Here is a 21,051-nt window from a genome sequence, read left to right as displayed (position 1 = left end):
GACGCACCTGGTTTTTCACCCAAGCGATGCAGCGAAATGAAAAACGCGCTGTCTTCAAATCGATTGAAGCGCTTGGATGAACAACTTTCAAAGCTTGCCGCGCTGAGCCGCAAACCCTGCGCGATACTCCTGCACCGCTGCGACCGGATCCGGCGCCGCGTACACGCCACTGACCACCGCAATGAGATCGGCGCCGGCAGTCACCAGCGCAGTCACCTGAGCAGGCGCAATGCCACCGATCGCGACGCGCGGCAGGTTCAGTTCGGCTGCCTGCTGCAGCAACGCAGGCGTTGCGCGCCGGGTGGTCTGCTTGGTGGTGGTCGGGAAAAATGCACCGAAGGCCACGTAATTGGCGCCCGCTTCCGCTGCGGCGCGCGCGCGCTCGATATCGTCGTAGGACGACACCCCGATGATGGCCTGCTCGCCCAGCAGTGCGCGCGCTGCCGCCACATCGCCATCGTCTTCGCCCAGATGGACGCCTTGCGCACCGACCTGCGCCGCCAGCTGCGCATCGTCGTTGATGATCAACGGCACGCCATGGGCCGCGCATGCCTCGCGCAAGGCGCCGGCCTGGCGCAGCCGCAGCGCCGCATCCGCCTGCTTGTTGCGGTATTGCAGCCAGGTGATCGACCCCAGCAACGGCGCCGTGCGCAGCAGCAGGCGCTGCGTGTTGGGCTCGTCGGGGGTGATCAGATAGACGCCGCGAACGTCGAGACGGTTGGGCATGGCAACGCTTCCGAAAGCGGTGGATGGGATGGGACAATGCAGGCCCACTGTTGCATGACCGCGATTATCCGATGAGCGAGACATCCACGACCACCTACCGCACCTGGATGTGCGTCGTCTGCGGGTTTCTCTACCACGAGGCCGACGGCATCCCCGAAGAAGGCATCGCCCCGGGTACCCGCTGGCAGGACGTCCCCGACACCTGGACCTGCCCCGATTGCGGCGTGACCAAGGAGGACTTCGAGATGGTGGAGATCGACTGAGCGCCGCCAACGGCGTGCAATCAGGCAGCGTCGGCGACCACGATGCTGCCGCAATGCGCGCCGGCCAGTGCCTGCGTTGCCGAGAACCACGCGGCGGTGGCCTATCCGGGCAGACTGGCCTAGCCAGCCGGCGCGTCTACGCGCTCAATGCGCCCGCGCGCGCTGGCTATTCAATTCCACCAGGTGTTCGTGCAGATGGGCCGCGTCCTGCGCGCCCGGGTTGAGCACTAGGTAGCGCGACAGATCGTGGCGTGCGCCGTTGCGGTGGCCCAGATGCAGATAGGCCATGCCGCGGTCGCGCAGGGCCTCGGGTTGGTCGGGCACCAGCTTCAGGATGCGGTCGGCGCTGCGGGCAGCGCGGTCCCAGTGCTCGGCATCGGCATAGACGCCGTGCAGGTTGCGCAGGATGCGGATCAAGATCGCGCGGTGCGGGGCGGGGTCGAGAATCTGCGCGAGCGCGCGGTCGTCGGGAATTTCGCCGCCCAGATGCGGGCGGGCACGTTCGCGCAGCTCATCCACGCCCAGCGGACGGCCGCCGTTGAACGGGTCCATCACCAGCACGCCGTCATCCACCGGCAGACGCACCAGGAAATGGCCGGGAAACGACACCCCCGCCAACGGGATGCCCAGCCGGCGCGCCACTTCGATCTGCACCATCGCCAGTGAAATCGGATTGCCCAGCCGGCGCTCGAACACCTGGTTGAGGTAGCTGTTACGCGGGTCGTAATACTCGTCGTGATTGCCCGAATAGCCCAGCTCGTCGAATAGGTAGCGATTGACCGCAGCCATCTTCAGCGGCCATAGATCGATTGCGTCCACTTCGCGGCGCAGATGCTCGACGTGGCTCTGCACCAGCGTGTCGTACAGCTCGGCATCCAGCTGCGGATACTCGTCGCGCGCGATCAGCAGCGCGGTGGACATCAACGGCACCGCATCGTCGTTCAGGCTGGCGAGCGCGGTCCAATGGGGAAGTGGGAGCATGTCGACCATGCTGCCAAGAGTGTCGGCAAGCGGCGCAGGGTTCAAGTCCGGTACTTCCTGACAGGGACGCGGGGCGCATGAACGCGTAACGCTGACAGGCGGCCCTGCGTCCGACGGTCGCAAACGCCGTTCGGAAAGGTGACGCGCAGGTCTCACCCGTCGGCAGGCCCCATGCGCCTGGCTGGTATGGTCCCAGGACCTGCTTGCAGCCGCTTATTCGGGCGTCGGGATGTCCGGGCTGAAGCGCAGCGTTGCCCCATCCTTCAGGCCGAGCTTGGCGGCCTGGCCGGCATTCAGCTCCAGCACATAGCGCGCGGGCTGCCTGCTGGGATAGGGCGGACAGGCGTCGCCGGCCGAACACGGCGGCACATCGCGCTGCTGGGAGACCAGCCGGCGCTGTTCATCGAAATACAGGATATCCAGCGCGATCTTGGTGTTCTTCATCCAGTACGCCATCGGCTCCTGGCGGTCGTGGATGAACAGCATGCCGTGGTCTTGGTCCATGGCATCGCGAAACATCAGGCCCTTGGCGCGATCGGCATCGTTCTGCGCCAGTTCCACCTTGTAGCGCGTGCCTGCCAGTTCCACCCAGCTGTTGCCGCTGCTGGCGCAGCCGCCGAGCAGCATCAGAAGCGCAAGGATTAGAAGACCAGAACAACGCATGCGGCATACCAACTGGCGAGGATGCCGCACCATCTGCCAAGCGGCCGCGTGCGTCAAGCGGCTGCGGTGCGTCGTGCGGTTGCTGCAAGCGGGATATGTGCGACCCGCCATCGCTTCGCAATGCGGGCCGTCACTGCGCATGCGAAGGCCCGCGCGCGATCTTCAGATCACCTGTGGTGGCTCGCCGCCCACGATCACCACATCGGCCGGGCGCCGCGCGAACAAACCCACGCAGACCACGCCGGGAATCTGATTCAAGCTGCGCTCCAGGCCCACCGGGTCGGTAATCTGCAGGTGATGCACGTCCAGCACCACGTTGCCGTTGTCGGTGACCACGCCATCGCGCCACACCGGCTGGCCGCCGGTGAGCGCCAGGATCTGGCGGGCGACCAAGCTGCGCGCCATCGGAATCACTTCCACCGGCAGCGGGAACTTGCCCAGCACCGGCACCTGCTTGCTGGGGTCGACGATGCAGATGAAGCGCTCGCTGGCCTCGGCAATGATCTTCTCGCGCGTCAGCGCTGCCCCGCCGCCCTTGATCAGACAACGGTTCGGGTCGCACTCGTCGGCGCCGTCCACGTACAGCGACAGATTGCCGGTGTGATTGAGGTCCAGCACCTCGACGCCATGCTGGCGCAGGCGCGCGGTGCTCTGTTCGGAGCTGGACACTGCGCCCTTGATGCGATGGCCGATGCGGCCCAGCGCGTCGATGAAGTAAGCCACCGTCGAGCCGGTGCCCACTCCGACGATCATGCCGTCTTCCACGTAATCGATCGCTTTTTCGGCGGCCAGGCGTTTTGCTTCGGACATGGGTAAAGAGCTCGGGATTAGTGATTGGGGATTTGGGATTCGTAAAAGCCGGTCACGCGGGGTGGCAATGGGCGAATCCCAACTGCCGGATCCCCAATCACGGCGTTTCCATCGCCAGCAGCAACTTCCACTGCGCGGCGGTCACTGGCAGGATCGACAGGCGGTTACCGCGTGCGATCAGCGCAAAGCCTTCGCCCAGCGCATCGGCCTGTTGCTTGATTTCATCCAGCGAAATCGTGCGGGCGAGTTTGCGCTCGAACGCCACGTCCACCAGCATCCAGCGCGGGTCCTCGCGGGTGGATTTTGGGTCGTGGTAGTCGGAAGACGGGTCGAACTGGGTGTCGTCCGGATACGCCGCGCTCGCCACCTTGGCGATGCCGACGATGCCGGGCACCTTGCAGTTGGAATGGTAGAAAAACACGCCATCGCCCACCTGCATGCCATCGCGCATGAAGTTGCGCGCTTGGTAGTTACGCACGCCGTTCCAGGGCTCGGTGCCGACACGTTCCAGATCATCGATGGAGAACGTGTCAGGCTCGGACTTCATCAACCAGTAGCGCTTGCGGGCAGTCATTCGGAAACGGTGTCGTCTTTCAGGAAGGTGGCGCGTTCGGTGCAGATGGCGTCGACCGCCACATCCCATGCTTCGGAAGGCAGGGCGGGCACCTGCTGCGCAGCGAAGCCAGCACCGACCAGCCAGGGAGGCGGCGCCTGGCGATGCCGGAACGCGAAGCTGCGATCATACCAGCCGCCTCCCATTCCCAGCCGACGGCACGCCGCATCGAAACCGGTCAGCGGCGTCACCACCAGCGCCATCTCCTCCGGTGCCAACGTGTCGGCGCGTGCCACATCCGGCTCCGGAATGCCGTAGCGATTGCTCGCCAGCGGCTGGCCCGGCCGCCACGGCGCAAAGCGCAGCACGCGCCCGTCCAGCACCGGCAGGCAGTAGCGCACTCCCGCCGGCAAGGTCAGCTGCCAGCGGTGCAGCGCAATTTCGCCGTCCATCGCCCAATAGCCCGCCACGGCGCCCTGTTGCGGCGCGAACGGCAGCGCCAGCAAACGCTGTGCCAACGCATCGGCTGCGGCCAGGCGCTGCGCTGCCGGCAGGCTGCGGCGGTGTGCGCGCAACTGCTGGCGCAACGCATCTCGGTCCTCGGTCATCGGTGTCTCGCAGCGCAATCGGTGTTGCATTGTCGAATGCGCACACGCGCCTGCCTAGCATGGCGTGCCATGCGGCCCGCAGTTGCGCCTGCGCTGTGGGCGTGCCGATAGAGCCTTACGGTGTGCGCACTACCCGGACATATGCCCTGCATCTGCATCTGCATCTGCATGGGCGATGCAGCGTGCGCATTGCCGCGCGCGGCAACGCCACCGACACGGCACCAGCATCGCGAGCGCAACAGATCCGCAGGGCCGCTTCAACTGCCGCATGTCAGACCGTCAGACGCACAAAAAAGAAACGACGCCCGAAGGCGCCGTTTCAGATTTGCATTCTCCGCCGTGACGATGCGGGCGAAACGACCTTGAACCCGGGGTTCAAGTGGGGACGTTGTGAGGCCATCGGGCTTCCCGCTACAAGGCGGACTTGCACACCCGGCTTCGTCGCGCCCCCGTGGTCGTAATTAAGGGACAAGGCGAATGTTTTGCACGCTGTCGTTTACAGCAGAGAACGCAGGTGAATTATAGACCTCTGTGCCGCGATGGCTAGCCCACTCGTCGGTCGGCGGGCTTGAGGATTCATATTTGCGATGGCAGTGCGAATTCCACTCAGCGCGGTGTGTCGGCAATGCTGTCGAGCCGGCGATTCAAGGTGTCCAGCGTCGTTGCCAATTCACGATCGTAGAGCGCCTGTTGTTCGCGCAGTTGCTGCAACTCATGCGCCAAGTTGAGCGCAGCCAGCACTGCCACACGGTCCACGGCTGCCATGCGATTGCTGCCGCGGATCTCACGCATGCGTAGATCCAGCAGCCGCGCGGCGGCGGTGAGACTTTCGCGCTCGTCTGCCGTCACGCCCACCGTGTATTCACGATCCAGAATACGCACGCTGACCGGTTCGTTGTTGCTCACGTGTGCTGCTCCAATGACTTCAGGCGGGCGATCATCGCTTCCACCCGCGAGCGCGCCTGCTCGTTCTTGGTCAACAGTTGGGAGCGCTCGCCGATGAGCTGCTCCTGTTGGTGACGCAGGCTGCGGTTCTCGTCGGTGAGCCGTTGGGCACGCTCCACCAACGCCTCCACGCGGGCAGCGAGTGCGCGGATCTGGGCGAGGGCGGCAGCGTTGTCCATGCGCTCACGATAGGGGCGCGTGCGCGGGGTGGTCAAGCGCCCACGCTGCCCCAATCCCTGGCGTCGGTCCAAGCCCTGCAAGGCCTGGCACCGATCCAGGCAGGCCGGCATTGCAGGAGGAGAACGCGCGCTGAAACGCGCAGGTCGCGGCCCACGCAGGCTGCCTTGGTACACTGGGAAGTCATATCGCCGGCCGTGCGCCGGCACCTTTCGCTCTTCAGCCTGGATGACCCGATGGATCTGCCCGACGTAACCGCTGTGCAACACGAAAGCCGTCAGCTCGCGCTGGCGTCCTCTGCGGCGGAGTTGCATGGTGGACTGTGCGGGTGGCTCTCCGGCGGCGGTGCCGACAGCGCCGACTGGCTGGCGCGCATTCTGGCCGACAGCGGTCAGGTGGCGCCCCAGCAGGGTGGGGCGCTGGATCAGCTGCGGCAGGCCACCGTGGCGCAACTGGAAGACCGCGATTTCGCCTTCGAGTTGCTGCTGGTCGAAGACGGCGCCCCGTTGCCGGCGCGCACCGATGCGTTGTTCGACTGGTGCCGCGCCTTTCTGGGCGGCTTCGGCCTGGCTGCGCAGCAGCGTCCGGCACTGAGCGAAGAAGGCGAGGAAGCGCTGCAGGATCTGGCGCGTCTGGCGCAGGCCTCCAGCGAGGACTTCGACGCGGCCGACGAGGACGACACCGCATTGGCCGAGATCGAAGAATTCGTACGCGTGGCGGTGCTGTTGCTGCATGGCGACTGCGTGATGGGGCCGCGCTTTCGCCAGCGTCTGAACTGATTGCCGGCATGAAGAAGCTCACCGGGATTGGCGCGGCCGAGTACGCGCGCCGGCGCAAGCAGCTGATGCAGATGGCGGGCGAGCAGGCGATTTTGATCTTGCCGGCCGCGCCTGAGCGCGTGCGCAGCCACGACACGCATTACCCATATCGACAGGACTCGGATTTCTGGTATCTGAGCGGGTTTCCGGAGCCCGAAGCGGTGCTGGTGCTGGTGCCCGGCCGCAAGCATGGCGAAGCGATTCTGTTCTGCCGCGAACGCGATGCCGAGCGCGAAGCCTGGGATGGCCCGCGCGAGGGCCAGGAAGGTGCGGTGGAACGCTACGGCATGGACGATGCGTACCCCATCGACGATGTCGACGAGATCCTGCCCGGCCTGCTGGAAGGGCGCAGCCGCGTGTACTACCACTTCGGGCGCGATGTCGATTTCGATCTCAAATTGATCGGCTGGCTCAAGCGCGTGCGCGAGCAGGTGCGCCACGGCGCGCAGCCGCCACACGAATTCCTCGAGCTCGGGCATCTGTTGCACGAGCAGCGCCTGTTCAAATCACGCGACGAAATCGCGCTGATGCAGCAGGCTGCCGACATCAGCGTGCGCGCGCACCGTGCAGCGATGCGGATGGCGCGGCCGGGTGTGCACGAATACGAACTGCAGGCCGAGGTCGAGCGCGAATTCCGCGCTGCCGACGCATGGCCGGCATACGGCAGCATCGTCGGCACCGGCAGCAACGCCTGCGTGCTGCACTACCGTGCCAACAATGCGCGCAGCCGCGATGGCGAGCTGGTGCTGATCGACGCCGGTGCCGAATATCGTGGCTATGCGGCCGATATCACCCGCACCTTTCCGGTCAACGGCCGCTTCACGCCAGCGCAGCGTGCATTGCACGATCTGGTCGGTGCTGCGCAGGCGGCTGCGCTTGCACAGGCGCGCCCCGGCGTGGCGTACGAAGCCGGGCATCTGGCGGCGGTGGAAACCTTGACCGAAGGCCTGCTGCGCCTGGGCCTGCTCAAGGGAAAACTTGAGCGCAACATCGCCGATGGACACTACAAACGCTTTTATCGGCACAAGACCGGCCATTGGCTGGGCCTGGATGTGCACGATGTGGGCGACTACCGGCTGGCCGGCGATTCGCGGCTGCTCGAGCCCGGCATGGTGTTCACCATCGAACCGGGGCTCTACGTGTCGGCCGACGACACTTCGGTAGAGGCCAAGTGGCGCGGCATCGGCATTCGCACCGAAGACAATGTGCTGATCACTGCCGATGGCCACCGTGTGCTGACCGATGCGCTGGCGCGCAGTGCCGACGAGATCGAAGCGGAGATGGCCGGCGGCGCATGAGCGCCGGCGTGCACGACATTCATAAGGACCGACACGCTGCAGCCGGCGTCATGGTGCAGGCGTTGCCGCAGCGCAATTGCCGCAGCAGTGCCATGGCGGACAACGGCTCCTGGCATCGGCCGCGCGCGCCCGGCGGCTGCGCAGGCGTGGGTTGGCTGGCGGTTATTGGCCCAGCTGCGGCGCCTGCGTGCGTTCGGGCTGTTGCACTGGCGCGCTCTGCCCGCCGAGCTGACGCGCGCGCTCGAACGATTGCTCTTCCGGCGTGCCCAGCGCCTGTTCGGTTTTCATGTGCGCGCGCAGATGCGCCGGGTTGGCCGGGTCGCCTTGCACCACGAATACGTTTTCGCCGCCGTGCACGCCGCGATCGTTCGCTTCGCTCATCAGCACATGATCCACGCGCACGAGCCCACCTTCCTTGGCCAGTGGCAGCAAGGCGGCGGTGAGGCGTGCGCTGGTCTGGTCGGGGACGCGGCCGTGCGCGGCGTCGATCGCATGCACGCCGCGTTCGATCTGTTGATACATCGGGTGGTCCGGGTGCGAACTCTGGCGTGGGTCGTTCATGGCGGTGTTCCGTAGGGTGGTGCCCAAACGTTGCCGGGCGTGATCGGGCGGTGGATGGCGCGGCTGAGAGCCCACTTCAGCGCAACCGTAGTGTCGTCAGTTGCGCCTGGTGCTCATGCGGAGGCAAAGACCGGGCGGGTCAGATTTTCCGCGCTGCCGTCGGTGCACACCACCTCATCTTCGATGCGAATGCCGCCGTAGGGCTTGAAGGCTTCCACGCGCTGCCAGTTGACGCTGGCGGCGTGGCCGTTCTTCTTCACTTCGTCCAGCAGCATGTCGATGAAGTACACGCCAGGTTCGATCGTCACCACCATGCCGGGTTCCAGCACGCGGGTCAGGCGCAGATACGGGTGGCCGGCCGGGCGTTCGATGCGGCCGCCGCGGTCGCTTGCGGCAAAACCGGCCACATCGTGCACTTGCAGGCCGATCAGATGGCCCAGGCCGTGCGGGAAGAACGCGGCGCTGACGCCGGTGGCCAAAGCCGCTTCCGGCGAGACGGTCAGCACGCCGAACTCCTTGAGGATGCCCATCAACGCCAGATGCGCCTCGATGTGCAACTGCTTGTAGTCCACGCCGGCGCGCACGTTCTGGCCCATGCGCAGCTGGGCGGCGTCCACCGCGTCGATCAGCGCCTGAAAGTCGCTGCCGGGGTCGGCGGCGTAGGTGCGGGTGATGTCGCTGGCGTAGCCGTATGCGGAGGCGCCGGCGTCGATCAGGAAGCTACGCAGCGGTTGCGGCGGCTGCTGGCCCAGTTCGGTGTAGTGCAGCACTGCGCCGTGTTCATTGAGCGCGATGATGTTGCCGTACGGCAAGTCATTGGCGTCCTGGCCCACTGCCGCGCAATACGCCATGTGGATGCCGAATTCGCTTTGGCCGGCGCGGAACGCGGCTTCCGCAGCGCGATGGCCGCGCACCGCCAGTTGCTGTGCGATGCGCAGCAATGCCAGCTCGTAGGGTGTCTTGAACGCGCGCTGGTATTCCAGGTAATCGAGCACCGGCTGCGGGTTGTTCGGCACGTATGCACCGAGCGTGCTTTGCGGCTCGCCGAGGATCGCGCAGCGCTCAGCGTGCTTGGGTAGCAGCGCCAGCGCCTGCTCCGGAGTGCGGATGATGTGGATGTCGCAGTGGTCGACCCACCAGCCGCTGGGCGCGTCGGGCACCACATGCCAGTAGTCGAACGGCTGATAGAAGATCACCGTCGGGCGCTTGCCCGGCGTGTAGACCAGCCAGCTGTTGGGGACCCGTGTCAGCGGTACCCAGGCCTTGAACTGCGGGTTCACCGCGTAGGGGTAATCGCGGTCGTCGAACAGCTGGTAATGCGTGCTGCCGCTGGGAACCACCAGATGCTCGAAGCCGCCGCGTTGCAGCGCTTCGTCGGCGCGCGCGGTGAGGGTGCGCAGGTGGTCGGAGTACAGGCTGCTCAAGGAGGGTTGGGGCATGCGGGGCTCGATCGGCAATGCAAAGGCGATGCGCAGTTTGCCGCAATCCCTGCAACGGCGCTGTGTCTGATACGGCCGACAACCACGGCGCAATCGTCCGTGGACGACCGCCGACGTGAAGGAGCAACAGGCAACGCATGGGCCTGCGGCGGCAGGCCCATGCGGCAGCGCCCGCTTGGCCATTGCGTGGCCGTGTGTCGGCCGCGCTTACCCGGCCAGATGTTCTTCGGCGATCCAGGCGCGCAGGCGTTGCCGGTGCGGCTCGGACATGGTCAGGAAGCGGAAGCCCGCCCAGGCCTGCCCGGGTGCGTGTGCGGCTTCGGACCACAGCAGATGCACGCCGACATCGATCTCGGTCGCGCGGCCAACCCGTTCGGGCAGCGAAAAGCGCAATTGGTACAGGGCGTCGTCGTGCAGCGGCACCGAGGCCAACAACAGCATGCCGGTTTCGGACACATTGCCGACCCGGCCGATCTGCGCCTCGCTGAGCATATCGATGACCGGCAGCAGGTCGGTCGGCTGGCGGCGCGGTGCGCGGCGGGTGTCCTGGATCATGGCTGGCCCTCGGAAACAGGCGACTGGCCGGCCAGGCTGCGCAGTGTGCGCACGGTGGCATGCCAGGCGCGATCGATCAGACGCGATTTCTCTTCCACCACCAAACGTACCTGCCCACCGGCCATCAGCCGTGCCAGGCTGTCCAGCGAGTGCTCGCCAACCTTCTGCCCGCGCTGATTCACGAACAGCGCGTTGCCGGTCATCGGGCTGTACCAGGACAGGCGTTGCCGGCGCAGGTCGCCTTGCTGGTTGACCACGAATTCGAACCAGGTGCCGAACGGCAAGCTGCGCACCTGCAGGTAGCACTCCTCTTCGGCGGGCGTGCGCGGCGTAGCCGCCTGCTTGCGCGCAGCGTTGTCGCCCTGGTCGCCAAGCCGCGCGCGTGCCTTGAGCTTGGCGGCAAGCTCGGTGCGCGAGGTCACCTCGTCCTCGCCACCGGGCGTGGACAAGCGCCGTGCGATCGCCGCTGCTTCGTCGTGGTGATACCCCACCTGCAGCAACGCGGTTTCCACGTCGGTGCCCAGCGCGATGTCGGTGGGTTGGCCCTTGCTGCGGCAGGTGACCTCGCCAATGCGTGCGGTCAGCGCTTGGCGCTCGTCCCATTCGGGCGACTGCTCGCCCTGCCGCAGCAATGTCAGCGTGAGCACGTCCGACCAGGCCTGGCGCAGCAGCGATTGCACAAAGCGCGGCGGCGCGCTTTGTTCGCACAGCTGCTCGATGCGCGCTTGGGCCTGCTGCTTGGCAGATTCCAGCCGCTCCTTTCCGCGCGCAGCATCCACATGCCGCCGCTCGGCCACCTCGGCCTTGCGCGCGAGGGTGCGCAGATGCGTCTGGATGTCGTCGTTGGCCGCGGCGAAAACAGCCTCGTCGCCTTGATAGTCGTTGACGATCTTGTCGACCGCGCTGCCCAGCTTGTGCAGCAGTTGCGGGTCGGCATCGTCCTCGCCCAGCCACACGGCCCCGGACTCGGCGACGGTGTTGAGCAGTTCGCGCACCGGGTGCTGGTCGCGCACGAAAAAATGCGCGTCGGCCAACGCTGCGCGCACCACCGGCACCTGCAACTTGGCAAGCAGCGCCTGGGCGGGAGCTTGCTCGCGCACTTCGCGCTGCATTTGCGCATAGAGCAGGCCGAGCAGGTCGAAGGTGTCGTTGTCCTGCGGCGATAGCGCGGCATCGGGGCCGTGCTGACGGCGCAGCACTTCCAGCACCTGCCGCTGCACTGCATCAATGCCGGATGCATGTGGCGTTGCTGCCGCCTGCGTGGCCAGCACGCCTTGCAGGCTGGCCAAGGCATCGCCAAGCGCTGCCTTGGGCACCGCAGCGGCGGCACTGTGCTGCGATGCCTGGGCCACAGCGGCGAGCGAGGTGGGAGAGGGCGCCATGACCTCGTGATGGGCGGGCGCCCCCGCGCCTGCGTGGCTTGCGTGCACCGCTGCCTGCGACTGCCGTGCCGACGCCATCAAGCCGCCCAGCGCCTGGACTGCGTCGTTGAGCGCCGGCGACAGCGCCTGCGCAGGTGCGGCGATTGCCATGGCCGGCGGCGCGGCAGCGGGATCCAGCAAGGCGCTCTGCCACGCCGTCGGTGCGGCTTGGCCCGCCCAGCCGGTGGCCGGTCGCGGTGTGCGCGGGCCCGCACCGGGCGTGCTCATTGCGGCAGCGTCCTTCGACCCATGCGCCGCTGCCGGCGGCGCACGCCGCGACTGCACCTGCGTGGGTTTGACCAGATACGGGTGATAGATCAGCCCCGGCAGGATGCCTTCCTGGGCCAGCGCGCCGTTGGCACTTTCGAACAGGTCGCCCAGGCGGTCCATCACCTGGCGCTCGAACACCTTGTACAGCGTCAGCTGCCCATCCAGGTTCAGCCCCAGCGTCTGACCGCACTGGCGCACGATGCGGCACAGCGCGTAGGGACCCATCGGCAATTCTTCCAGCTCGAATTCGGCCACCGCGCCGATCACTGCCAAGCGCTGCGCCAGCAGGTGCAGGGCATCGGCACGCCGCGACGTTTCGCGCCGTGCGATGTCGCTCAATACGATGTCGCGGTCGATATCGGTGTCTTCGACCAGGGTCAGCATCTGTGTTTGCGCAGGCACATCGGTCAATGGTGTCAGCACCGGGCGCTCACGCAGGCTTGCCAGCGCGTGCGCCAGTTCCTGCAGGAATGCCTGCGGAAACCGGTCGATGTGGTCGCGCAGGCCGCGCATCTGTGCGTAGGTTTCGGCCTGGATCTGGCTATTGCGTGCATGCTCGGCCTGATGCAACAGCTCGCGTTCCAGCTCGACGACGGTCAGCCGCAGCGGCCCGCTCAACGCCTGCACGCACTGCGCGTGCAGCATGCCGAGCAGTCGCCGGCCGCGCGCGGACACCGGCGCATCGGCAATCGGGCCGCTAACTGCAGGTTGCATGGGAGACACGTGCATGGACATCCGGGGGAGGTGGGCTCGGTTCGAAGCGTGAGCTATGTAGCATGTTTTTTCGCTGACCGCGCGGCATCGGCGCGCGCCGGCGCATGCGGCCTGCGGTGTGCCAGCCGGTGGTCATGCGGGTATGCGGCAGCTCGGACGGCCGATTCATCGGTACTGCCAACGCGCCCAGGCCCGCTCACACCTCCGCGCACGGGTCAGCCAGGCGTGATGGCGTACTGGACGCAGGCGATACAAGCCGATGTCAGGCGCCCGGCCGCGCCGACCTGGCAGTGAACGCAGCTCTTCGCTGCGCTCAGACCAGGAACAGCTCGACCACATCATTGGTAAAGCGCCGTCCCAACTCGGTCGGCACCACGCGCCCGTCTTGCCGCCTCATCCAGCCCTGCGCCACTGCGCGCGCCAGCGGCGCGTCGATGACGCAGGCCGCAAGGCCCGTCGAAGCCTCGAAGTCGCTGAGCCGGAAGCCCTCATGCAGGCGCAGCAGGTTGAGCATGTATTCGAACGGCAGCCGTTCGCCCGGCACGATTTCATCGCCGCCGATGGATGCGGCGGTGCCGGCACTGGCCAGATAACTTTGCGGATGCTTGTGTTTCCAGCGCCGCAACACGTGCTCTTGGGCACCGGAGCTGATCTTGCCGTGTGCGCCCGCGCCAATGCCCAGGTAGTCGCCGAAGCGCCAGTAATTGAGGTTGTGCGCGCACTGTCGCCCCGGCTTGGCGTACGCGCTGACTTCGTATTGGGCGTAGCCGGCGTCGGCCAGCAGGCGTTGGCAGTGCTCCTGGATATCCCAGGCGGCATCGTCGTCGGGAATGCCCTTGGGCGGCCGCGCGAAGAACACCGTGTTCGGCTCCAGCGTGAGCTGGTAATGCGACAGGTGCGTCGGCTGCAGCGCGAAGGCGCGCTCCAGATCGTGCTCGGCCTGCATCAGCGTCTGCTCGGGCAGCGCGTACATCAGGTCGATATTGAAATTATCGTAGCCGGCGTCTTGCGCCAGTTTGATCGCGCGCTCGGCTTCGGCGCTGTCGTGAATGCGGCCAAGTCGCTGCAGTGCCAGGTCGTCGAAGGTCTGCACGCCGAAGCTCAGGCGGTTGACGCCCGCAGCGCGGTAGTGTTCGAAACGGCCGTGTTCTGCGGTACCGGGATTGGTTTCCAGGGTGATTTCGAGATTCGGGGCAAAACGCAGCCGCGCCGCCGCGGCCTGCAGGAAGCGGTCGATCGCCTGCGGCGGAAACAGGCTGGGCGTGCCGCCGCCGAAGAACACCGAATGCACCACGCGGCCCCACACCAGCGGTAGATCCGCATCCAGGTCGCGGATCAGCGCATCCACGTATTCTTCGAACGGCAGCACGCCCTTGGCCGCGTGCGAGTTGAAATCGCAGTACGGGCATTTGCGCACGCACCAGGGCAGGTGCACGTAGAGCGACAGCGGCGGCGGAATCAGCTGGGGCATTGCGCGAGGCGTGCCTTACAGCGCCATCGCATGCAGCTTGTGCTGCAGCGTGGCCAGGGCGACCGCACGATGGCTGAGACGGTTCTTCAACGCGGTGTCCATCTCCGCGGCGGTCAGGCCATACACCGGGTCCAGGAACACCGGGTTGTAGCCGAAGCCGCCAGCGCCGCGCGGTTCGGTGGTGATCACCCCTTCCCAACTGCCTTCGGCAATCAGCGGCTGCGGATCTTCCGGATGCCGCAGCAACACGATCACCGCATAAAACCGCGCGCTGCGGCGATCGGTCGGAACCTCGCGCATCGCATCGAGCAACTTGGCGTTGTTGGCCTGCGCATCGGTTGGGCTGCCGGCATAGCGCGCGCTGTACAGACCGGGCGCGCCATCCAATGCATCCACGATCAGCCCCGAGTCATCGGCCAGGGCCGGCAAACCGGTCACCGCGCTGGCATGGCGCGCCTTGATCAGCGCGTTCTCGACGAAGGTCAGGCCGGTTTCCGGGACATCTTCCACGCCCAGGTCGCCTTGCGCGACGATGCGCAGCGGCAGGCCGGCGAGCATGGCACGCAGTTCTTCCAGCTTGCCGGCGTTGCCGCTGGCCAGGACCAGTTGTTTCATTGCTTGGGCTCCAGCAGATCCCACTTGGTACCGTACAGATCGCGAAACACCACGACCGTGCCGTACGGCTCTTCGCGCGGGGTTTCCAGAAATTCCACGCCGAACGCCTGCATGGCCGCGTGGTCGCGCCAGAAGTTATCGGTGTAGAGGAAATGATCCACCCGCCCACCGGTCTGGTCGCCGATGCGCGCGCGTTGCGTGGCGTTGGCCGGCTGCGCGAGCAGCAGGGCGGCATCGTCTGCACCGCCCGGGCCGATCACGACCCAGCGCTTGCCGTCATTGAGCGGGCGATCCTGCAGCACGTGGAAGCCCAGCGCGCCGGTATACTAGGCAATGGCCGCATCGTAATCGGCAACCAGCAAGGTGGTCAGGGCGATGCGACGGCTCATCCGGCCAGCGCAGCGCGTTGCAGTGCGAACAACTCGCCCATGCCTTTCTCAGCCAGGGCAAGCAGCGCGTTGAGTTCGTCGCGACGGAACGCGTGGCCTTCGGCGGTGCCCTGCAGCTCGATGAAGCCGCCGCCGTCGTTCATCACCACATTCATGTCGGTATCGCAGTCGCTGTCTTCCGGGTAATCCAGGTCCAGCACCGGTTCGCCACGATAGATGCCGACCGACACCGCAGCCACCGCGCCGATCAGCGGGTGTTTCTTGATGTCGCCGCGCTTGATCAGCAGGTTCACCGCATCGGCCAACGCCACGTATGCGCCGGTGATGGCCGCGGTGCGGGTGCCGCCATCGGCCTGCAGCACGTCGCAGTCCAGGGTGATGGTGCGTTCGCCGAGTGCATTGCGATCCACGCAGGCGCGCAGTGCACGGCCGATCAGGCGCTGGATTTCCAGCGTGCGTCCGCCCTGCTTGCCGCGTGCAGCCTCGCGGTCGGAACGGGTGTGGGTAGAGCGCGGCAACATGCCGTATTCGGCGGTGACCCAGCCTTCGCCCTTGCCGCGCAGGAAGCCCGGCACGCGGTTTTCCACGCTGGCGGTGCACAGCACGCGGGTGTCGCCGAAGCTGACCAGCACCGAGCCTTCGGCATGGCGGGTGAAGGCGCGTTCGATGCGCACCGGGCGCAGCTGGTCGGCCGTGCGGCCGCTGGGACGGGAAAAGGTCATGCGATGAGTCCGGAAGTCGGGAGGTGGGTCTGGCGCCACTGCGCAGCGTGCAGGCAGCCGGCGAGGGCGGCTAGGGTACCATTCGCGCTTTGACGGCACGGGATTGACGATGATCCGAAGCATGACGGCGTTCGCTGGCAGCGAACGCATCACACCCTGGGGCACGCTCGGTTGCGAGCTGCGCTCGGTCAACCACCGCTTTCTGGAAGTGGGTGTGCGTCTGCCCGAGGAATTGCGTGCGCTGGAACCGTTGCTACGCGAGCGGGTGGCGGCGAAAAACAGCCGTGGCAAGCTGGATCTGACGCTGCGCCTGCGCGCGCCCGACAACGCGCAGACGCTGGCGGTCAACGAATCGCTGCTACAGCAATTGGGTGCGCTGGCCACGCGGCTGGATGGTCTGTTCCCCAAATTGCAGGTCGGCTTCACCGACCTGCTGCAGCTGCCCGGCGTCCTGCAGGTGCAGGACGTGGACGCCCCCGCGTTGCAGGCACAGGCGCTGGCGTTGCTGGAGGAGGTGGTGGGTAGCTTCGTGATCGCGCGCGAGCGCGAGGGCGCCAAGCTGGCCGAGGCGATCAGCGAGCGGGTAGATGCCATCGAACGCATCGCCGCCGAGGTGCGCGTCCTGATTCCGGTGATTCGCGAAGGTCAGCGCGCCAAGCTGGCCGCGCGCCTGGCCGACCTGCCGCATCCGGTCGACCCGGGCCGTGCCGAGCAGGAGCTGGTGCTGTGGCTGCAGAAGCTGGATGTGGACGAGGAGCTGGACCGCCTGTCCAGCCACATCGCCGAGATCCGTCGCGTGCTCAGGCAGCGCGAACCGGTCGGTCGCCGCCTGGACTTCCTGCTGCAGGAATTCAACCGCGAAGCCAATACGCTGGGCTCCAAGTCGGTGGACAGCCGCACCTCCAATGCCGCCGTGGATCTGAAGGTGTTGATCGACCAGATCCGCGAGCAGGTGCAGAACATCGAGTAGCCGGGATTGGTGATTGGGGATTCGGGATTGGTCGACGGCAACCTCGCGTTTCAGCGGGCTGCGGCCAATCCCGGTAGCATGTCGACCCCGGTGGCACCGGTCCGCAGTCCGTTCGCGAATCCCGACTCCCCAATCCCGAATCCCTGATCCTATGCGCGGCACTCTCTATATCGTTGCGGCCCCCTCCGGCGCCGGCAAGAGCAGCATCGTCAACGCCACCCTGGCACGCGACCCGAAGATCGCCCTGTCGATCTCGTTCACCTCGCGCGCGCCGCGGCCGGGCGAACGGCATGCCGAGCACTACCATTTCGTCTCCGCCGACGAGTTCCAGGGCATGATCGAGGCGGGCGATTTCTTCGAATATGCGCTGGTGCATGGCGACTGGAAGGGCACCGCGCGGCAGTCGGTGGAGCCGCAGCTGGCCGCCGGCCACGACGTCCTGCTGGAGATCGACTGGCAGGGCGCGCGTCAGGTGCGCCAGAAGGTGCCCGATGCGGTCAGCGTGTTCATCCTGCCGCCGTCGCGCCAGGCGCTGGACGAGCGCATGCGCAAGCGCGGGCAGGACAGCGAGGACGTGATGGCGCAACGCCTGGCCGCCGCCCGTGAAGAGATGCTGCATTTCGAAGAGTTCGATTACGTGATCATCAACGAGACCTTCGACATCGCCGTGGCGGAGATGTGCGCCATCTTCACCGCCAGCCGGCTGCGTCGGCAGGCGCAACAGCAGCGGCACGCCGGATTGATTCAGGCGCTGCTGGAGTAAGCGCCGCTGGCACGGCGGGGCTGGTCACCGGACGGGCGCCGCCGCGCGACGGCATCCACCGCGCGTAGACCGCGGTCCTGACACGCGCCGGCTGCACCAGCGACTGCTCAGCAAGGTTTCCTGGTCGCTCCAAGCGGCTCAAACCGCTGATTCCAAAGGAAACTGAATGGGTGGCGGTTGCTGCGGCGCCGGCCGGAGCGTACACTCCGCCCCCTTTCCCTCATTCGATGCGCGGCCGTTGCTGGTCGCCGGGAGCCCGCATGGCCCGCATTACCGTAGAAGATTGCCTGGAAGTCGTGAACAACCGTTTTGAGCTGGTCATGATGGCCTCCAAGCGCGCCCGTCAGCTCGCCAACGGCGTGCAGCCGCTGATCGAGAATGCCGATGCCAGCGACAAGCCCACCGTGATGGCACTGCGCGAGATCGCCGCACGCCGGATCGACAACGCGCTGATCGATGAGGTCGAGAAGGCCGAGCGCGAACGCGCCGAGCGCGAAGCGCTGGAATGGGCCGCCGCCGAAGTGGTCGCCGACGAAGACATGTCCAAGAACGACGATTGATCCCAGCATCGCTGCGATCGATCAGAACAGCCCGCCTCGATGCGGGCTGTTTTCGTTTTCGGTCCCGGCAATACGCCTGCGTGTGCAAATGTTTGCCCAGACTGCACGGCTGGCATAGTCTTCCGGCATGAACCCAGGCCCCACTGCCCAGGCGACCGTCGTGACGTCTCCGTCTTCCGACCAGGCCATCCCCGACTACGTCCTGCATCTCGAGCGCGCGGCCAGCTACCTGCCCAAGGAGCAACTGCCGATCCTGCGCCGTGCCTGGGAAGTGGGCGCCAGCGCGCATGCCGGGCAGACCCGCAAGTCGGGCGAGCCCTACATCACCCACCCGGTGGCGGTGGCTGGCGTGCTGGCTGAGCTTGGCCTGGACATGGAATCGCTGATCGCCGCAATCCTGCACGACACCATTGAAGATACGCCGCTGACGCGCGAAGAACTGGCGTCGGAGTTCGGCGAGGCGGTGGCCGAGCTGGTCGATGGCGTCACCAAGCTGGACAAGCTCAAGTTCCGCGACCGCCAGGAAGCGGCGGCAGAAAGTTTCCGCAAGATGCTGCTGGCGATGTCGCGCGACCTGCGCGTGATCATGATCAAGCTGGCCGACCGCCTGCACAACATGCGCACGCTCGGCGCACAGAGCACCGAGGCGCGCGGCCGCATCGCGCGCGAGACGCTGGAGATCTACGCACCCATCGCGCAGCGGCTGGGCATGAGCCTGATCAAGTCCGAATTGCAGAATCTGGGCTTCCGCGCGTTGTATCCGTGGCGCCACGCCATCATCGAAAAGCACATCCGCAGCCAGCCGGTGGTGCGGCGCGAATCGATGGCGCAGGTGGAAGTGCAGCTGTCCCAGCGGCTGGCCAAGGAAGGGCTGGAGCATCGGCTGGTCAGCCGCATCAAGACGCCCTGGAGCATCTATTCCAAGATGCACGAAGAGAACAAGTCCTTCGACCAGGTGATGGACGTGTTCGGCTTTCGCCTGGTGGTGCGCACGGTGGCTGATTGCTATCACGCGCTGGGCGCGGTGCATGCCAGCTTCAAGCCGCTGGACGGGCGCTTCCGCGATTTCATCGCAATCCCCAAGGCCAATGGCTACCAGTCGCTGCACACCGTGTTGTTCGGACCATACGGCTCGCCGATCGAAGTGCAGATACGCACCGAAGAGATGGACCTGATCGCCGAACGCGGCGTAGCGGCGCACTGGACCTACAAGGTCGGCTCGGCCTCGCCCAACAGCGCGCAGAGTCGTGCGCACGACTGGATCGTGGAACTGATCGATTCGCAGCGCGCCGCCGGCTCGTCGCTGGAATTCCTGGACAACGTCAAGGTCGACCTGTTCCCGGACGAGGTCTATCTGTTCACGCCCAAGGGCAAGATCCTGGCATTGCCGCGCAATTCCACCGCGCTGGATTTTGCCTACGCGGTGCATACCGACGTGGGTAATCGCGCCGTGGCCTCGCGCGTGGACAAGAAGCTGGTGCCGTTGCGCACCAAGCTGGTCAGCGGGCAGGCGGTGGAGATCATCACCGCCCGCTCGGCCACGCCCAAACCGCAGTGGCTGGAATTTGTGGTCAGCAGCAAGGCGCGCACCGCCATCCGGCATCAGCTCAAGCAACTCGAGCACGAAGATGCCGTGCAGTTGGGCCACCGCATGCTGGACCGCGCGCTGGAAGCAATGGACTCTTCGCTGGAACGGCTGCCCAAGGGCCGCCTGGACGCCTTCCTTGCCGAGCACCGCTACCCGCGTCTGGAAGCGCTGCTGGCCGATGTGGCGCTTGGCAACTGGATGCCCAATCAGGCCGCGCAGGCGTTGATGGCTTACGCAGAACTGCGTGGCGGTGGCCTGTCCAAGCATTCGCACGAGAAGATCCTGATCGACGGCAGCGAGCGCGGCGTGATCAGTTTCGCCAATTGCTGCCAGCCGATTCCCGGCGACGAAATCATGGGCTATCACACCGCAGGCAAGGGCATCGTGGTGCACCGCCTGGACTGCCCGAACCTGGCGGAATTGCGCAAATCGCCCGAACGGTGGGTGCCGATCGACTGGGACTCCAACGTGACCGGCGACTACGACACCGCGCTGGTGGTCGAAGTGGAAAACCGCACCGGCGTGCTGGCGCAGCTGGCGGCAGCCATCGCGCAGAGTCAGTCCAATATCGAGCGCGTGGACTATCTGGACCGCGACTTCAACGCAGCCGTGCTGCGCTTCAACATCCAGGTGCGCGACCGCCGCCACCTGGCCGAGGTGATGCGCCGGCTACGGCGTCTGCACGTGGTGCAGAGCGTCGGACGCCAGTAGCGCCTGGCGCACTCGCGCAACAGTCGAGCAAATCCGCACAAAGGCCTAAACTGCGGTAACCCTTTGCAGTGGAGTGTCCATGTCCCAGATCATCCATACCGACCAGGCGCCTGCCGCCATCGGCCCGTATTCGCAGGCCGTGCGTGCCGGCAACACCGTGTATTTCTCCGGGCAGATCCCGCTGGACCCGGCCACCGGCGAGATCGTGCCGGGCGACATCGGTGCGCAGGCACGCCGTGCATTCGACAACCTCAAGGCGGTGGCCGAAGCGGCCGGCGGCTCGCTCGACAAGATCGTGCGTCTGGGTCTGTATCTGACCGACCTGGGGCAGTTCGCTGCAGTCAACGCGGTGATGCAGGAGTATTTCCAGGCACCGTTCCCGGCGCGTTCGACCATCGAAGTCTCCGGTCTGCCCAAGGGCGCCGGCTTCGAAGTCGATGCAGTGATGGTGATCGAGTGA

23 protein-coding genes, 1 other RNA gene and 1 pseudogene are annotated in these 21,051 nt (G+C 66.2%); 8 read left to right on the top strand and 17 right to left on the bottom strand.

Features of this window, described 5'->3' with window-relative positions; genetic code table 11:
• Nucleotides 1-87: 87 nt before the first annotated feature.
• Entirely contained in the window at nucleotides 88-726 is a 639-nt protein-coding gene (gene thiE, locus LN450_RS15735; RefSeq protein WP_039418285.1) for a thiamine phosphate synthase, read from the bottom strand.
• A gap of 23 nt (nucleotides 727-749) precedes the next feature.
• On the opposite strand from thiE, the gene LN450_RS15730 reads away from it, so the two are divergent.
• Nucleotides 750-989, top strand: coding sequence for a rubredoxin (locus LN450_RS15730; RefSeq protein ID WP_008575804.1), 240 nt, complete (start codon nucleotides 750-752; stop codon nucleotides 987-989).
• A gap of 144 nt (nucleotides 990-1,133) precedes the next feature.
• Here the strand turns inward: LN450_RS15730 and LN450_RS15725 are convergent, their stop codons facing one another.
• The 8 genes from LN450_RS15725 to LN450_RS15690 form a co-directional block, all read right to left on the bottom strand.
• A complete protein-coding gene (locus tag LN450_RS15725) occupies nucleotides 1,134-2,015 on the bottom strand; it encodes a SirB1 family protein (protein WP_039418283.1) in 882 nt (293 codons plus the stop codon).
• A 168-nt stretch (nucleotides 2,016-2,183) separates the two neighbouring features.
• Nucleotides 2,184-2,633 (bottom strand): DUF192 domain-containing protein, encoded by a 450-nt coding sequence (locus tag LN450_RS15720; protein ID WP_039418295.1) that lies wholly within the window; start codon nucleotides 2,631-2,633, stop codon nucleotides 2,184-2,186.
• Nucleotides 2,634-2,795: 162 nt separating this feature from the next.
• Nucleotides 2,796-3,443: a ribose-5-phosphate isomerase RpiA gene (gene rpiA, locus LN450_RS15715; RefSeq protein ID WP_011348472.1), complete on the bottom strand. Its 648-nt coding sequence runs from the start codon at nucleotides 3,441-3,443 to the stop codon at nucleotides 2,796-2,798.
• Between the two features lie 97 nt (nucleotides 3,444-3,540).
• Nucleotides 3,541-4,017, bottom strand: coding sequence for an EVE domain-containing protein (locus LN450_RS15710; RefSeq protein WP_029820195.1), 477 nt, complete (start codon nucleotides 4,015-4,017; stop codon nucleotides 3,541-3,543).
• Nucleotides 4,014-4,604, bottom strand: coding sequence for a 5-formyltetrahydrofolate cyclo-ligase (locus LN450_RS15705; RefSeq protein WP_039418281.1), 591 nt, complete (start codon nucleotides 4,602-4,604; stop codon nucleotides 4,014-4,016). The genes LN450_RS15710 and LN450_RS15705 overlap by 4 nt, the downstream gene beginning before the upstream one ends.
• A gap of 327 nt (nucleotides 4,605-4,931) precedes the next feature.
• A non-coding RNA gene (ssrS, locus tag LN450_RS15700) (6S RNA) lies at nucleotides 4,932-5,115 on the bottom strand.
• A 95-nt stretch (nucleotides 5,116-5,210) separates the two neighbouring features.
• Nucleotides 5,211-5,510, bottom strand: coding sequence for a cell division protein ZapA (locus LN450_RS15695; RefSeq protein WP_011348469.1), 300 nt, complete (start codon nucleotides 5,508-5,510; stop codon nucleotides 5,211-5,213).
• Nucleotides 5,507-5,728 (bottom strand): TIGR02449 family protein, encoded by a 222-nt coding sequence (locus LN450_RS15690; protein ID WP_039417988.1) that lies wholly within the window; start codon nucleotides 5,726-5,728, stop codon nucleotides 5,507-5,509. Before LN450_RS15690 ends, LN450_RS15695 begins: the two co-directional genes overlap by 4 nt.
• A 234-nt stretch (nucleotides 5,729-5,962) precedes the next feature.
• Between LN450_RS15690 and LN450_RS15685 the strand changes: the two genes are divergently transcribed.
• Nucleotides 5,963-6,505: a YecA/YgfB family protein gene (locus tag LN450_RS15685; RefSeq protein WP_011348467.1), complete on the top strand. Its 543-nt coding sequence runs from the start codon at nucleotides 5,963-5,965 to the stop codon at nucleotides 6,503-6,505.
• Between the two features lie 8 nt (nucleotides 6,506-6,513).
• Nucleotides 6,514-7,842, top strand: coding sequence for an aminopeptidase P N-terminal domain-containing protein (locus tag LN450_RS15680; RefSeq protein ID WP_008575816.1), 1,329 nt, complete (start codon nucleotides 6,514-6,516; stop codon nucleotides 7,840-7,842).
• Between the two features lie 162 nt (nucleotides 7,843-8,004).
• Here the strand turns inward: LN450_RS15680 and LN450_RS15675 are convergent, their stop codons facing one another.
• The 8 genes and pseudogenes from LN450_RS15675 to rph all read right to left on the bottom strand — a co-directional run bounded on the left by LN450_RS15675 (nucleotide 8,005) and on the right by rph (nucleotide 15,999).
• Nucleotides 8,005-8,403: an XVIPCD domain-containing protein gene (locus LN450_RS15675; protein WP_008575817.1), complete on the bottom strand. Its 399-nt coding sequence runs from the start codon at nucleotides 8,401-8,403 to the stop codon at nucleotides 8,005-8,007.
• A gap of 113 nt (nucleotides 8,404-8,516) precedes the next feature.
• A complete protein-coding gene (gene pepQ / locus LN450_RS15670; RefSeq protein WP_011348466.1) occupies nucleotides 8,517-9,842 on the bottom strand; it encodes a Xaa-Pro dipeptidase in 1,326 nt (441 codons plus the stop codon).
• A 207-nt stretch (nucleotides 9,843-10,049) separates the two neighbouring features.
• Nucleotides 10,050-10,397, bottom strand: a complete 348-nt coding sequence (locus LN450_RS15665) for a PilZ domain-containing protein (RefSeq protein WP_008575819.1) — start codon at nucleotides 10,395-10,397, stop codon at nucleotides 10,050-10,052.
• A complete protein-coding gene (locus tag LN450_RS15660; RefSeq protein ID WP_011348465.1) occupies nucleotides 10,394-12,823 on the bottom strand; it encodes a DUF1631 domain-containing protein in 2,430 nt (809 codons plus the stop codon). Before LN450_RS15660 ends, LN450_RS15665 begins: the two co-directional genes overlap by 4 nt.
• 292 nt (nucleotides 12,824-13,115) lie before the next feature.
• Complete coding sequence (gene hemW / locus LN450_RS15655; RefSeq protein ID WP_008575821.1) at nucleotides 13,116-14,273, bottom strand: radical SAM family heme chaperone HemW; 1,158 nt, start codon at nucleotides 14,271-14,273, stop codon at nucleotides 13,116-13,118.
• Between the two features lie 15 nt (nucleotides 14,274-14,288).
• Nucleotides 14,289-14,888: an RdgB/HAM1 family non-canonical purine NTP pyrophosphatase gene (gene rdgB / locus LN450_RS15650; protein ID WP_008575822.1), complete on the bottom strand. Its 600-nt coding sequence runs from the start codon at nucleotides 14,886-14,888 to the stop codon at nucleotides 14,289-14,291.
• Nucleotides 14,885-15,277, bottom strand: a pseudogene (locus LN450_RS15645) (VOC family protein). The gene rdgB and the pseudogene LN450_RS15645 overlap by 4 nt, the downstream one beginning before the upstream one ends.
• Nucleotides 15,274-15,999, bottom strand: coding sequence for a ribonuclease PH (gene rph, locus LN450_RS15640; protein ID WP_008575825.1), 726 nt, complete (start codon nucleotides 15,997-15,999; stop codon nucleotides 15,274-15,276). The pseudogene LN450_RS15645 and the gene rph overlap by 4 nt, the downstream one beginning before the upstream one ends.
• Before the next feature lie 109 nt (nucleotides 16,000-16,108).
• Here rph and LN450_RS15635 point away from each other — a divergent pair, with 109 nt between their 5' ends.
• From LN450_RS15635 to LN450_RS15615, 5 genes are all read left to right on the top strand, one after another.
• Complete coding sequence (locus LN450_RS15635) at nucleotides 16,109-16,969, top strand: YicC/YloC family endoribonuclease (protein ID WP_011348463.1); 861 nt, start codon at nucleotides 16,109-16,111, stop codon at nucleotides 16,967-16,969.
• A gap of 151 nt (nucleotides 16,970-17,120) precedes the next feature.
• Nucleotides 17,121-17,732: a guanylate kinase gene (gmk, locus tag LN450_RS15630; protein WP_008575828.1), complete on the top strand. Its 612-nt coding sequence runs from the start codon at nucleotides 17,121-17,123 to the stop codon at nucleotides 17,730-17,732.
• Nucleotides 17,733-17,992: 260 nt separating this feature from the next.
• The gene (gene rpoZ / locus LN450_RS15625) at nucleotides 17,993-18,292 is read left to right on the top strand and encodes a DNA-directed RNA polymerase subunit omega (RefSeq protein WP_002812428.1); all 300 of its coding nucleotides are present in this window, start codon (nucleotides 17,993-17,995) and stop codon (nucleotides 18,290-18,292) included.
• A 127-nt stretch (nucleotides 18,293-18,419) separates the two neighbouring features.
• Entirely contained in the window at nucleotides 18,420-20,591 is a 2,172-nt protein-coding gene (locus LN450_RS15620; RefSeq protein ID WP_008575831.1) for a RelA/SpoT family protein, read from the top strand.
• A 79-nt stretch (nucleotides 20,592-20,670) separates the two neighbouring features.
• Nucleotides 20,671-21,051 carry a RidA family protein gene (locus tag LN450_RS15615; RefSeq protein ID WP_005911914.1) on the top strand — a complete coding sequence of 127 codons (381 nt, stop codon included), beginning with the start codon at nucleotides 20,671-20,673 and terminating at the stop codon, nucleotides 21,049-21,051.

Source organism: Xanthomonas euvesicatoria pv. euvesicatoria, from assembly GCF_020880415.1.
GTDB lineage: Bacteria > Pseudomonadota > Gammaproteobacteria > Xanthomonadales > Xanthomonadaceae > Xanthomonas > Xanthomonas euvesicatoria.
The sequence above is the reverse complement of the archived record's forward strand: the minus strand, read 5'-3'. Positions and strand labels throughout refer to the sequence as shown.